Here is a 13,128-nt window from a genome sequence, read left to right as displayed (position 1 = left end):
CGTTCCCGGCACGGAACACGGCGGCAAGGAAGGGGTCCGGGTGTCCGACGCCGAACTGGTGCTGCGCTCGACGCGCGTCATCACTCCCGAGGGGACGCGCGCGGCCTCGGTCGCGGTCACCGGGGGGACGATCACGGCCGTCCTGCCGCACGACGCCGCGACGCCGCCCGGCGCCCGGGTGGAGGACTTCGGCGACGACGTGCTGCTGCCCGGCCTGGTCGACACCCACGTGCACGTCAACGACCCCGGCCGCACCGAGTGGGAGGGCTTCTGGACCGCCACCCGCGCGGCGGCGGCCGGCGGCGTCACCACCCTCGTCGACATGCCCCTGAACTCGCTCCCGCCCACCACGACGGTGGAGCACCTGCGGGTCAAGCAGGAGGCCGCGCGCGACCGGGCGCACGTCGACGTCGGCTTCTGGGGCGGCGCCCTGCCCGGCAACGTCAAGGACCTCCGCCCGCTGCACGAGGCCGGCGTTTTTGGATTCAAGGCCTTCCTGGCGCCCTCGGGCGTGGACGAGTTCCCGCACCTGGACCAGCCGCAACTGGCCCGCTCCCTCGCGGAGATCTCCGGTTTCGGCGGCCTGCTCGTCGTGCACGCCGAGGATCCGCACCGCCTCGCCGCGGCCCCGCAGCGGGGCGGCCCCCGGTACGCCGACTTCCTCGCCTCCCGCCCGCGCGACGCCGAGGACAGCGCCATTGCGGCCCTGATCGCACAGGCCCGACGGTTCGGCGCGCGCGTGCACGTCCTCCACCTGTCCTCCGGCGACGCCCTGCCGCGGATCGCGGCCGCCCGGGCCGAGGGCGTGCGCCTGACGGTGGAGACCTGCCCCCACTACCTGACCCTGGCCGCGGAGGAGGTCCCGGACGGCGCCGGCGAGTTCAAGTGCTGCCCGCCCATCCGGGAGGCCGCCAACCGGGACCTGCTGTGGCGGGCGCTGGCCGACGGCACCATCGACTGCGTGGTCACCGACCACTCGCCGTCCACCGCCGACCTCAAGACGAACGACTTCGCCACCGCCTGGGGCGGCATCTCCGGTCTCCAGCTGAGCCTGCCGGCCGTGTGGACCGAGGCCCGCCGACGCGGCCACGGCCTGGAGGACGTCGTCCGCTGGATGTCCGCCGGGCCCGCCGCCCTCGTGGGCCTCGGCCGCAAGGGCGCCGTCGAGGCGGGCCGTGACGCGGACTTCGCCGTCCTCGCGCCCGACGAGACGTTCACCGTGGACCCCGCCGCCCTGCAGCACCGCAACCGCGTCACCGCGTACGCGGGCCGGACCCTGTACGGCGTCGTGAAGTCGACCTGGCTGCGCGGCCGGCGCATCGTGGCCGACGGCCGGTTCGCCGAACCGGGCGGCCGCCTGCTGCGCCGCGGCGACTGATCCCCACCCGGCCCCCGCGCAGCCCGACACCGGAAGGACGACCTGATCACCGTGACGGCGATTCCCCGCTACACCGGCGACGCCGGACCCTACGCAGGCGGCGACCCGTACGCGGACTACCGCACCGCCGACTTCCCCTTCACGCACCATCCCGACCTCGCCGACCGGCGGCTCGGCGCCGGTGTCGTCGCCGCCAACGACGAGTTCTTCGCCGAGCGGGAGAACCTGCTGGTGCCCGGGCGCCCCGTGTTCGACCCCGCTCTCTTCGGGCACAAGGGCAAGGTCATGGACGGCTGGGAGACCCGTCGCCGCCGCGGTGTCTCGGCCGGCCGTCCCTGGCCCGCCGACGAGGACCACGACTGGGCGCTGATCCGGCTCGGCGCGCCGGGAGTCGTCCGCGGCATCGTCGTCGACACGGCCCACTTCCGCGGCAACCACCCGCAGGCGGTGTCCGTCCAGGGCGCGTCCGTACCGGGTTCCCCCTCGCCGGAGGAACTGCTCGCGGAGGGTGTCGCGTGGACGACGATCGTCCCGCGCACGCCGGTCGGCGGCCACGCGGCCAACGGCTTCACGGTGGACTGCGGACGGCGCTTCACCCACCTGCGCCTCAACCAGCATCCCGACGGCGGCATCGCGCGTCTGCGGGTCCACGGCGAGGTCGTGCCCGACCCGGAGTGGCTGCGGGTGCTCGGCACGTTCGACGTCGTCGCCCTGGAGAACGGCGGCCGGGTCGAGGACGCCTCGGACCTCTTCTACTCCCCGGCCGCCCACACCATCCAGCCGGGCCGCTCCCGCACGATGGGCGACGGCTGGGAGACCCGTCGCCGCCGCGACCGCGGCAACGACTGGATCCGCTACCGCCTCGTGGCGCGGGCCGAGGTCCGCGCGATCGAGATCGACACCGCCTGCCTGAAGGGCAACAGCGCCGGATGGGCCTCGGTCTCCGTGCGGGACGGCGAGGACGGCGAGTGGACCGAGGTCCTGCCGCGCACCCGCCTCCAGCCGGACACCGACCACCGCTTCGTCCTGCCCGGCCCGGCGGTCGGCACGCACGCGCGTCTGGACATCCACCCCGACGGGGGCATCTCCCGCCTGCGGCTGTTCGGCTCGCTCACCCAGGAGGGCGCGGCGGAGCTGGCGGCCCGCCACCGGGGAGCCGGCGGCTGAACCCGCCGGCCCGCGGGAACCCGCCCGGCCGGACGGCACCGGATGCGTGCCGGGGGCGGGCCCGGGGCTCGGGGGCGCCGGCCTCCTCGGGCGCCGGGCCCGCCGGCCAGGTGTGGAGCGGCCTCACCAGGCGTCGTACCCAGGTGCCGTGCGCGGATGCCGTATCCGGTGCCGGTGCCGGTGCCGGTGCCGGTGCCGGTGCCGGTGCCGTGTCCGGGTGCCGTCGTCAGGCGTCCTCCAGCGCGTCGGACATCGGCGGCGGATCGCCGCCGCGGCGCCGGTACCGCTCGCGCCACCGGCGCCGCACCCTTTCCGCGGCGGCCAGGTATGCGTCCGGGACGCCCGGACGCGCCGGCTCGACCGCGGCGGCGACCTCGTCGTCCAGTGTCACCTCGACCCCGCCGACGCAGCCCGAGGTCATGTTGTAGAGGAAGGCGACGAGGGTGGCCAGCGCCGTCCCCAGAACCACCTCCAGCATCACCACCAGGCCGGTGAAGGCCATGCCCTCGCTCATCGGGGGCCATGTCCCCGGCTCCAGCGAGCTCAGCACGCCCCACCCGACGGCCACGGTCCCGACGACGCTCGCACCGAGACCCAGCAGGACCAGGAAGCTCGTCGCCATCACCGACCACGGATCCGCCTTCGAGACCCGTATCCGCACCCGGTGCGACGGCGGTGCCGGAGCGGCGGCCCGCGGCGGCCCGTCGCCCGCGGGGGCGGCGACGGGACCTGCCGGCCCGCCGGCGTCGTGGCCCCGCATCGGTCCGGGCGCCCGCCGGCCACCGTGCCAGCAGGGAACGCCGTCCCGCCGTGCGGGCTGCCGGCCGCCGGACCCGGAGGGGCGGAGGGTGCGCTTGGCTGGGCTCATGCCTTCTCCTCACATGCCGTGCGAAGGCCGTCGTGGCGGCGGGCTCGGACGACGGCGGGCGGACGCCGGGACAGGCGTGTGCGGCTCGGCGCCGGCGGTACCGTCCCCGTCGTGACACCTGGTGCGGCGCACCCGGCCGTCCTGACCGGCGCCGCCCCTCGAAGCGACCACGGGGGCCGGAGCCCGTCGGTGCAGACCGGCACCGTCGACTGCTCCGCGGATGTGACGGTATGCGTCGGTCGGTGACCGCGCATCCGGGCGTGTCCCGGCTCGCCGCCGGCATCCGGCCCGGTGGCGCGGCAGCGGGCGTGCCGCGCCCCGGCCCGGGTCAGGGCTGCGCGGCGCCTGTGGCGGCTCCCCGCCCGACCGAGCGGGGAGCGGGTGCGCGGTTGCTGCGGACGGATGAACCGGGCGGGAGACCGCTGCCTGCGGCGGCGCGGGAAGCGGCTGCGACCGACGGTCCGGATCGCGCCGTACCGGAGGCTGGAGCGCGGCGTACCCGAGGTGACCGGGGCACGCCGTACCCAGTGCCGGAGCCGGGCGTACCGGAGGGGCCGAGCGCGCCGTACCCGAGTGGCCGTCCAGCGGGTGGAACTTCCTGGTCCGCTCCCCGCGTTCTCCCCGCGTGACTCTTCAGCAAGAAATCGTCGGTAACGCCATGCAGATGGCGGTCGTCAACCTGCAGCCCGGCCAGACCGTCTACTGCGAGGCCGGGAAGTTCCTGTTCAAGACGGCGAACGTGACCATGGAGACGCGTCTGTCCGGACCCCCGACCGGCGGCCGGCAGGCCCAGGACGGCGCCGGCGGCCAGGGCGGCGGCATGGGCGGGCTGCTGCGCCAGGCCATGGGCACCGCCATGCAGGTCGGCCAGCGAGCCCTGGCCGGGGAGTCGCTGGCGTTCCAGTACTTCACCGCTCAGGGCGGCCAGGGCACCGTCGGTTTCGCGGGTGTGCTGCCCGGAGAGATGCGCGCACTGGAACTGGACGGCACCCGCGCGTGGTTCGCGGAGAAGGACGCGTTCGTCGCCGCGGAGGCCACCGTCGACTTCGGCATCGCCTTCCGCGGCGGGCGCACCGGCATGAGCGGCGGCGAGGGCTTCGTCCTGGAGAAGTTCACCGGGCACGGCACGGTGATCATCGCCGGGGCCGGCAACTTCATCGACCTGGACCCGGCGGACTTCGGCGGCCGCATCGAGGTCGACACCGGCTGCGTCGTCGCCTTCGAGGAGGGCATCCGCTACGGCGTCCAGCGCGTCGGCGGCCTCAACCGCCAGGGCATCATGAACGCCGTCTTCGGCGGCGAGGGCCTGTCACTGGCCACCCTGGAGGGCAGCGGCCGGGTCATCCTGCAGTCCCTGACCATCGAGAGCCTCGCCAACGCCCTGAAGAAGGCGCAGGGCGGCGACAAGCAGGGCCCGACGGGCGGTCTGTTCTCGACGCACACCGGCTGAGCGCGGCCGCCGGGGGACGGGCCGTGGGCCCGGCTCCGAGGACCTGCGGCGGTGCGCCGTGCCCTGAGGAGTCGCGCGCCACGCCGGGTCCGGAGGTGCTGCCGCCGTGGGCCGTGCCCGGAGCAGCCGCCGCCGTGCGCCGGTCGGGCGCTGCTGCTGCCGTGTGCCGCAGCCCGGAGCTGCTGCGGCCGTGCGCCGGGTATGACGCACGGCCGCCGCGCGCCGTGCCCGGAGGTGCTTCCGCCGCGCGCCGCGCGGGCGTCCCGTCGGCCCGGCGGGAGGCCGGCGCGGCGCCGCGGGCCCCGTTGTGCCGGGCGTCCGGCGCGAGCCCGGGCGGTCACTCGGACGGTGGCTGCGGGGAATGCCGGCCCGCGGCCGGGCCGAGCCCGCCGGTGCGACGGAAGGACCGGTCGTCGCTCACCGGAACACGGCCTCGGCGCCGCCCGGGATCTCCGCCAGGGCGACCGCGCGGCGCTCCCGCCGGGAGAGCTCGCAGGCCTCGGCGACGCGCAGCGCCTGCAGCGCCTCCCGCCCGTCGCACGGGTTGGGCCGCTCACCGCGGACGACCTGGACGAACGCGCACAGCTCCGCCTCGTAGGCGGGGCCGAAGCGTTCCAGGAACCCCGGCCACGGCCTGTCCGCGGCCGGCGGCCCGGTCGGTTCGGTGGACGCGACCGGCGTGCGGTCGTCGAGGCCGACGGCGATCTGGTCGAGTTCCCCGGCGAGTTCCATGCGCACGTCGTAGCCCGCGCCGTGCAGCCGGGCCGCCGTCACCGTGGCGAGGGCGCCGCCGTCCAGGGTGAGCACCGCCGCTCCGGTGTCGATGTCGCCCGCTTCGCGGAACATCGCGGGCCCCGCGTCGGACCCGGCCGCGTACACGTCGACGACCTCGCGGCCCGTCACCCAGCGCAGGGCGTCGAAGTCGTGGATCAGCGTGTCCCGGAACAGCCCGCCGGACAGCGGCAGGTACTCGGGCGAGGGCGGCGTCCGGTCGGACGTCACCGCCCGGACGGTGTGCAGACGCCCCAGGCGTCCCGACCGCACCGCCTCCCGGGCCCCGGTGTAGCCGGCGTCGAAGCGGCGCTGGAAACCCATCTGCAGGACCGTGCCGGCCGCCTCCACCTCGGCGAGTGCCTGCAGCGTGCCCGGCACGTCCAGGGCGATGGGCTTCTCGCAGAACACCGGCAGCCCGGAGCGCGCGGCCCGGCCGATCAGTTCGGCGTGGGCCTGCGTCCCCGTCGTGATCACCACCGCGTCCACGCCCCAGGCGAAGATCTCGTCGACGCCCGGCGCCGCCGTCTCGCCCAGGCGGTGCGCGAGCTCCTGCGCCCGCGCCGGCCGGGTGTCGGTGAGGATCAGGGAGCCGACCTCGCGATGGCGGCTGAGCGTGTTGGCGTGGACGGTGCCGATGCGGCCCGTACCGATGACCCCGATGCGCATGGGAACAAAGTGGGGTCCGACCATGCACGCTGTCAATGTGCATGTCCTGACAATCGGACTACACGACTTCCCGTCAACCGGCCACGGAGCTACGCTCGGCCCCGTGCCGAAAACAGAACTGGACCCGACCGTGGCGCTCGAGCTCCGCGTGGACCGCGGCTCACCGGTGCCGTTGTACTTCCAGCTGTCCCAGCAGCTCCAGGCCGCGATCGAGCACGGCAGGCTCACCCCCGGCAGCCTGCTGGGCAACGAGATCGAGCTCGCCGCCCGGCTCGGCCTGTCCCGGCCCACCGTCCGTCAGGCCATCCAGTCGCTCGTCGACAAGGGCCTCCTCGTGCGCCGCCGCGGCGTCGGCACCCAGGTCGTGCACAGCCGGGTCAGGCGGCCACTGGAGCTCAGCAGCCTCTACGACGACCTGGAGGCGGCCGGACAGCACCCGGCGACGAAGGTCCTGGTCAACACGGTCGTCCCGGCGCCCGCCGAGGTCGCGGCCGCGCTGGGCGTGGCCGAGGGCGGCGACGTGCACCGGGTGGAGCGGCTCCGCCTGGCCCACGGGGAGCCGATGGCGTACCTGACCAACCACCTCCCCCTCGGCCTGCTGGAGCTGGACACCGGACAGCTGGAGGCCACCGGCCTGTACCGCCTGATGCGGGCCGCCGGGATCACGCTGCACAGTGCCCGCCAGTCCATCGGCGCCCGCGCCGCCTATGTGGCGGAGGCAGAGCGGCTGGGCGAGGCGGAGGGCGCTCCGCTGCTCACCATGGAGCGCACCACCTTCGACGACACCGGCCGCGCGGTCGAGTTCGGCACGCACACCTACCGGCCGTCCCGCTACTCCTTCGAGTTCCAGTTGCTCGTCCGCGGCTGACGTCGGACGTCGTGTTGTCCGGACAATACGACGGAAGACGCCTCCCCGGCGGCGGTACGCCACGGCCCCGTGTTCGATAATGCGGCGCTTGGGGCTGGTGAGGACGTCATCGGCCCCTGCGTACGTCGGAACACTCGGAACACAGCAAGAAGGGCACGGCCTCGTGGCACGGTTTCGGACCTGGCTAGGCATCGCGCTGGCAGGGGCACTGTCGGTGTCCCTCGCCGGGTGCAGCAGTACCGGCGGCAAGCGGGCGGAGGACGCCCGCAAGGCGGCGGCGGCCCAGGGGAGGGCCGCGGTGAACACGCCGCGCTGGACCTTCGCGATGATCACACACTCCGGTGACGGTGACACGTTCTGGGACATCGTGCAGAGCGGCGCCAAGCAGGCCGCCGTGAAGGACAACATCGACTTCCTGTACTCGCACGACGCCCAGGCCCAGCAGCAGGCGCAGCTCGTGGACGCCGCGATCGACAAGAAGGTCGACGGCATCATCGTCACGCTGGCCAAGCCGGACGCACTGAAGGCCGCCGTGGCCCGGGCCGAGAAGGCCGGCATCCCCGTGATCACCGTCAACTCCGGGTCCGAGGTGTCGCGGCAGTTCGGCGCGCTCACGCACGTCGGCCAGGACGAGACCGTCGCCGGCGAGGCCGTCGGCGAGGAGCTGAACAAGCGCGGGAAGAAGAAGGCGCTGTGCGTCCTGCACGAGCAGGGCAACGTCGGCCACGAGCAGCGCTGCGCCGGTGTCGCCAGGACGTTCCGCGGCACCCTGCAGAACCTCTACGTCAACGGCACGAACATGCCCGACGTGCAGTCCGCGATCGGGGCCAGGCTCCAGGCGGACAAGTCCTTCGACGCCGTCGTCACGCTCGGCGCCCCGTACGCGGACACCGCCGTCAAGGCGAAGACGGACGCGGGCAGCACGGCCGAGGTCGACACCTTCGACCTCAACGCCAAGGTGGCCGGCGAACTGCAGGACGGCACGCTCGGCTTCGCCGTCGACCAGCAGCCCTACCTCCAGGGGTACCAGGCCGTCGACCTGCTGTGGCTGTACAGGTACAACGGCGACGTCCTCGGCGGCGGCAAGCCCGTGCTCACCGGCCCGCAGATCGTCACCAAGGAACAGGCGGCGGCGCTGCGCGAGTACACCGGCCGGGGCACCCGATGAGCGCCGTCACGGACGAGCCCGTCCGGGTCGCCGACGAGAGGACCCTGCGGACCTCGGCGGTCCGGGGCCTGCTGTCCCGCCCCGAGCTGGGCTCCGTCGTCGGCGCGATCGCCGTCTTCGTCTTCTTCGCCTTCTTCGCGGACGGCTTCCTGCGCGCCTCCAGCCTCAGCACCGTCCTGTATGCCTCGTCCACCATCGGCATCATGGCGGTGCCCGTCGCCCTGCTGATGATCGGCGGCGAGTTCGACCTGTCCGCGGGCGTCCTCGTGACGTCCTCCGCGCTGGTCTCGTCGATGTTCAGCTACCAGATGACCGCCAACGTCTGGGTCGGGGTGGGCGTCTCGCTCCTGGTCACCCTGGCCGTCGGCGCCTTCAACGGCTTCGTGCTCACCCGGACCCGGCTGCCCAGCTTCATCGTCACGCTGGGCACCTTCCTGATGCTGACCGGCATGAACCTGGGGTTCACCAAGCTCATCGACGACACCGTCTCCACCAAGACCATCGCCGACATGGAGGGCTTCCCGGCGGCGCACGACGTGTTCGCCTCCACGCTGACCGTCGGCGGCGTCAACTTCAAGATCACCATCGTCTGGTGGCTCGGCCTGGTCGCCCTCGCCTCCTGGATCCTGCTGCGCACCCGCACCGGCAACTGGATCTTCGCGGCCGGCGGCAACGAGCAGGCGGCCCGGGCGGTCGGCGTACCGGTCGCCCGGACGAAGATCGGCCTGTACATGGGCGTGGCGCTGGGCGCCTGGATCTCCGGCCAGCACCTGCTCTTCTCCTATGACGCGGTGCAGTCCGGCGAGGGCGTCGGCAACGAGCTGATCTACATCATCGCGGCCGTCATCGGCGGCTGCCTCATCACCGGCGGCTACGGCAGCGCCGTCGGCTCGGCGGTCGGCGCGCTCCTGTTCGGCATGACCAGCAAGGGCATCGTCTTCGCCGAGTGGAACCCCGACTGGTTCAAGTTCTTCCTCGGAGCGATGCTGCTCCTCGCGACCCTGCTCAACGCCTGGGTCCGCAGGCGGGCGGAGGCCACCAAGTGACGCAGACCGAAGCACGTACCCCGCTCGTGGAGCTGTCGGACGTCGCCAAGCGCTACGGCAACGTCCGCGCCCTCGAAGGGGTCTCCCTCGAAGTCCATCCCGGGGAGATCACCTGCGTCCTCGGCGACAACGGCGCGGGCAAGTCCACCCTCATCAAGATCGTCGCCGGGCTGCACCAGCACGACGGCGGCGTCCTGCGCGTCGAGGGGGAGGAGACCCGCCTCACCTCCCCGCGCGAGGCCCTCGACCGCGGCATCGCCACGGTCTACCAGGACCTCGCGGTGGTGCCGCTGATGCCGGTGTGGCGCAACTTCTTCCTCGGCTCCGAACCCCGCAAGGGCGCGGGCCCCTTCAAACGCCTGGACGTCGACCTCATGCGCCGCACCACCCGGGCCGAACTGCTGCGCCTGGGCATCGACCTGCGGGACGTCGACCAGCCCATCGGCACCCTGTCCGGCGGCGAGCGGCAGTGCGTGGCGATCGCGCGGGCGGTGTACTTCGGCGCGAAGGTGCTCGTCCTGGACGAGCCGACGGCCGCACTCGGCGTCAAGCAGTCCGGCATGGTCCTGAAGTACGTGGCCGCGGCGCGCGACGAGGGCCTCGGCGTCGTCCTGATCACCCACAACCCCCATCACGCCTATCTGGTCGGCGACCGTTTCGTCCTGCTGAAGCGGGGCACCATGGTCGGCGTCCACACCCGCGAGGAGATCTCCCTCGAGGAGCTGACCCGGCAGATGGCGGGGGGCAACGAACTCGATGACCTTCGTCACGAGCTGCGGCGCGCCGGGTAGGGGCACCGGCGGCCGTGCCACCGGTCGCGACGGGCCCGTCCCGGCCACCCGGCGGGCAGCGCCCCGTCGCTCCCCCGTAGGGCACCGCTGTCCGCCGTGAGGCAGAATCGGGCGCGATGAGCACCTACCGCGATCTCGCCGCCCCCATCGGTTCCCGGCGCGCACCCGTCCTGCGCACGGTCGGCAGCCGGGAACGCCGCTCCCACCTCACGGCACCCCGCGTGCCGACGGTCGGCATCGACATCGGCGGCACCAAGGTGATGGCGGGCGTCGTCGACGCCGACGGCAACATCCTGGAGAAGCTCCGCGCGGAGACCCCGGACAAGTCCAAGAGCCCCAAGGTCGTCGAGGACACCATCGTCGAACTGGTCCTGGACCTGTCCGACCGGCACGACGTGCACGCGGTCGGCATCGGCGCGGCCGGCTGGGTCGACGCCGACCGCAACCGCGTGCTCTTCGCGCCGCACCTGTCGTGGCGCAACGAGCCGCTGCGCGACCGCCTCTCCGAGCGCCTGTCCGTGCCGGTCCTCGTCGACAACGACGCCAACGCCGCCGCCTGGGCCGAGTGGCGCTTCGGCGCCGGTGCGGGCGAGGACCACCTTGTCATGATCACCCTGGGCACCGGCATCGGCGGCGCGATCCTGGAGGACGGGCAGGTCAAGCGGGGCAAGTACGGCGTCGCCGGCGAGTTCGGGCACATGCAGGTCGTCCCTGGCGGCCACCGCTGCCCGTGCGGCAACCGCGGCTGCTGGGAGCAGTACAGCTCCGGCAACGCCCTCGTGCGCGAGGCCCGCGAGCTGGCCGCCGCCGACTCCCCGGTCGCCTACGGGATCATCGAGCACGTCAAGGGCAGCATCGCCGACATCACCGGCCCGATGATCACCGAGCTGGCCCGCGAGGGCGACGCCATGTGCATCGAGCTGCTCCAGGACATCGGCCAGTGGCTCGGCGTCGGCATCGCCAACCTGGCCGCCGCCCTCGACCCGTCCTGCTTCGTCATCGGCGGCGGTGTCTCCGCCGCCGACGACCTGCTCATCGGCCCCGCCCGCGACGCCTTCCGCCGGCACCTCACCGGCCGCGGCTACCGCCCCGAGGCCCGCATCACCCGCGCCCAGCTCGGCCCCGAGGCCGGCATGGTCGGCGCCGCCGACCTGGCCCGGCTCGTCGCCCGCCGCTTCCGGCGCGCCAAGCGGCGCCGGGTCGAGCGCCACGAACGCTACGAGCAGTACGCCGAGGCCCGCCGCTCGGCGCGGGGTGCCCTGTGACGATGCCGCTGCCCCAGCAGGCGGCACCACCGGACGAGCCGCCCCGGCCGCCCGAGGACCGCCGCCACATGATCCGCCGGCGGGCCCTCACCCTCCTCATCATCGTGCTGCTGATCGGAGTCCCGGCCGGCTACCTGGTGATCTCCGCCAACCAGAGCCGCGACAGCGGCAAGGACAAGGAGGCCAAGTACTCGGCCACCGGCCTCACCGCAACCTACCCGTCGAAGGTGCAGCGCCGTCTCTACCAGGTGCCCGTCCCGCACCCGGCCGACCAGGTCGCCTCCTACGAGACGAACAACTGGAAGACCAGCCGTCTCTACGTCCGCTTCCGGACCACCGACGCCGGTCTCGAGACCTTCCTCAACACGATGGGCGTCAACCGCAGCGAGCTGAAGAAGGGCCACGTCACCATCGGCGAGCGCGACCGCGGCGTCACCGGCTGGTCGTTCACCGGCCCCGGCCCCTGGTGGGGCCTCACCCACCAGCAGAGGAACCCCGCACCCACCCAGGACGTGGTCGTCAACCTGTCCAACCCGGTGCTGCCCCAGGTCTACGTCGTCTCCCGCACCGTGCCGTGACCGGCGGCCGCGTCCGGCCGCCGGAGCCGGTTGTCGGACCCCGCCCGTAGAGTCGAAGACGACCGGGCCGGTGGAAGGGCGGGAGGTGACAGGACGCATGAACGACGTGGCGACGGCGGAGCGGACCGCCGAGCCGCTCTCCGCGCGGCTCGCCGCCGTGTTCCTGCCCGCGGCCCTCCCGCGCGACGGGCGCGTCGCCTTCTGGGACCCCGACGGCGAGGTGTGGCCGGACGACGGCCCCGCCGAGGGCACCCGGCTCACGGTCGTCCGCCCGCACGGCGCGGGTGTCCGCCGCAGGACCGCGCCCGCGCTCACCCTGCCGCTCGACGCGGCGCTGCCGCACCTCGTGCGCGCCCGGCAGGACCCGGCGGCCCACCCCGCCGCCGCCTGCTGGGGCGCGGCCGCCCTGCACGCGCTGCGGCTCACCGCCCGCGGGCGCCTGCTGCCCGGCCTGACCCCCGGCGGCCACGACGCCTGGCGCGCGGGACCCCTCGACCCCGAGGACATCGCCCACCTGCGCGCGATCGCCGCCGCCCTGCCGCACGAGGGCCACGCGGTACCACTGCCCGGCTCCGGCCCGCTGCGGCTGCCCGAGCCGGAGGCGCTGCTGCGTGCCTTCCTCGACGCCGTCGCGGACACCCTGCCCCGCACCCCGGCCGCGCCCCACGCCTGCGGCCGGCCCTTCGCGGACCGCGCACCCCGGCACCTCCCGGACGCCCACGCCTGGGCCGCGGAGGTCGCCGCCGGCATGGACGCCGGCGTGCGGATCTCCCTGCGCCTGGACCTGGCGGCGTACGACCTGTTCGACGGCGAGGGCGGCGTGCGCACCGCGGGCGCGGCGGTCGTCCAGGTGCACAGCCTCGCCGACCCCACCCTCGTCGCCGACGCGGCGGCCCTGTGGGCCGGCGAGGCCGACACGGCGTTCGGCCCCCGCGCGCGCGTGGACGCCGCGCTCGCCGTGCGGCGCGCGGCCCGCGTCTGGCCGCCGCTGGACCGGCTCGCCGAACAGGACGTGCCCGACGTCCTGGCCCTGTCCGAGGAGGAGGTGGGCGACCTGCTCGGCGTCGCGGCGACGCGGCTTGCGGCCGCCGGCGTGGCCGTGCACTGGC

11 protein-coding genes and 1 pseudogene are annotated in these 13,128 nt (G+C 74.2%); 10 read left to right on the top strand and 2 right to left on the bottom strand.

All coding sequences use genetic code 11. The features are described from left to right. The first annotated feature begins 40 nt into the window (after positions 1-40). Complete coding sequence (gene allB, locus ACWDNY_RS26725; protein ID WP_451648347.1) at positions 41-1,378, top strand: allantoinase AllB; 1,338 nt, start codon at positions 41-43, stop codon at positions 1,376-1,378. Positions 1,379-1,429: 51 nt separating this feature from the next. Next, a complete protein-coding gene (gene alc, locus ACWDNY_RS26720) occupies positions 1,430-2,545 on the top strand; it encodes an allantoicase (protein ID WP_451648346.1) in 1,116 nt (371 codons plus the stop codon). Positions 2,546-2,771: 226 nt separating this feature from the next. Here alc and ACWDNY_RS26715 read toward each other — a convergent pair whose 3' ends face one another. Continuing rightward, complete coding sequence (locus ACWDNY_RS26715) at positions 2,772-3,413, bottom strand: DUF3566 domain-containing protein (RefSeq protein ID WP_451648345.1); 642 nt, start codon at positions 3,411-3,413, stop codon at positions 2,772-2,774. 625 nt (positions 3,414-4,038) lie between these two features. Between ACWDNY_RS26715 and ACWDNY_RS26710 the strand changes: the two genes are divergently transcribed. Continuing rightward, entirely contained in the window at positions 4,039-4,863 is an 825-nt protein-coding gene (locus ACWDNY_RS26710) for an AIM24 family protein (protein ID WP_451648344.1), read from the top strand. Between the two features lie 417 nt (positions 4,864-5,280). Here ACWDNY_RS26710 and ACWDNY_RS26705 read toward each other — a convergent pair whose 3' ends face one another. Next, on the bottom strand, positions 5,281-6,303 hold the full coding sequence (locus ACWDNY_RS26705) for a Gfo/Idh/MocA family protein (protein WP_451648343.1): 1,023 nt from the start codon (positions 6,301-6,303) through the stop codon (positions 5,281-5,283). A gap of 130 nt (positions 6,304-6,433) precedes the next feature. Between ACWDNY_RS26705 and ACWDNY_RS26700 the strand changes: the two genes are divergently transcribed. The 7 genes and pseudogenes from ACWDNY_RS26700 to ACWDNY_RS26670 all read left to right on the top strand — a co-directional run. Further along, complete coding sequence (locus ACWDNY_RS26700) at positions 6,434-7,171, top strand: GntR family transcriptional regulator (protein WP_451648356.1); 738 nt, start codon at positions 6,434-6,436, stop codon at positions 7,169-7,171. A gap of 163 nt (positions 7,172-7,334) precedes the next feature. Beyond that, a complete protein-coding gene (locus tag ACWDNY_RS26695; RefSeq protein ID WP_451648342.1) occupies positions 7,335-8,339 on the top strand; it encodes a sugar ABC transporter substrate-binding protein in 1,005 nt (334 codons plus the stop codon). Then, on the top strand, positions 8,336-9,385 hold the full coding sequence (locus tag ACWDNY_RS26690; protein ID WP_451648341.1) for an ABC transporter permease: 1,050 nt from the start codon (positions 8,336-8,338) through the stop codon (positions 9,383-9,385). Before ACWDNY_RS26695 ends, ACWDNY_RS26690 begins: the two co-directional genes overlap by 4 nt. Then, positions 9,382-10,176 (top strand): ATP-binding cassette domain-containing protein, encoded by a 795-nt coding sequence (locus tag ACWDNY_RS26685; RefSeq protein ID WP_451648340.1) that lies wholly within the window; start codon positions 9,382-9,384, stop codon positions 10,174-10,176. Before ACWDNY_RS26690 ends, ACWDNY_RS26685 begins: the two co-directional genes overlap by 4 nt. Positions 10,177-10,292: 116 nt before the next feature. Continuing rightward, positions 10,293-11,441 carry an ROK family glucokinase gene (locus tag ACWDNY_RS26680; RefSeq protein ID WP_451648339.1) on the top strand — a complete coding sequence of 383 codons (1,149 nt, stop codon included), beginning with the start codon at positions 10,293-10,295 and terminating at the stop codon, positions 11,439-11,441. Continuing rightward, positions 11,438-12,019 (top strand): sugar kinase, encoded by a 582-nt coding sequence (locus ACWDNY_RS26675; protein WP_451648338.1) that lies wholly within the window; start codon positions 11,438-11,440, stop codon positions 12,017-12,019. The genes ACWDNY_RS26680 and ACWDNY_RS26675 overlap by 4 nt, the downstream gene beginning before the upstream one ends. A gap of 97 nt (positions 12,020-12,116) precedes the next feature. After that, positions 12,117-13,128 (top strand): annotated as a pseudogene (locus ACWDNY_RS26670) (ATP-dependent helicase); the annotation flags it as partial.

The organism is Streptomyces sp. NPDC003697 (genome assembly GCF_053587115.1).
Note: the sequence above shows the minus strand (reverse complement) of the source record. Positions and strands in the feature narration are given on the sequence as shown.

Excerpts from the sequence above, each read along its gene's own strand:
- ACWDNY_RS26715 (WP_451648345.1), bottom strand. The coding sequence starts at position 3,413 with ATGAGCCCAGCCAAGCGCACCCTCCGCCCCTCCGGGTCCGGCGGCCGG.
- ACWDNY_RS26705 (WP_451648343.1), bottom strand. The coding sequence starts at position 6,303 with ATGCGCATCGGGGTCATCGGTACGGGCCGCATCGGCACCGTCCACGCC.
- ACWDNY_RS26690 (WP_451648341.1), top strand. The coding sequence starts at position 8,336 with ATGAGCGCCGTCACGGACGAGCCCGTCCGGGTCGCCGACGAGAGGACC.
- ACWDNY_RS26680 (WP_451648339.1), top strand. The coding sequence starts at position 10,293 with ATGAGCACCTACCGCGATCTCGCCGCCCCCATCGGTTCCCGGCGCGCA.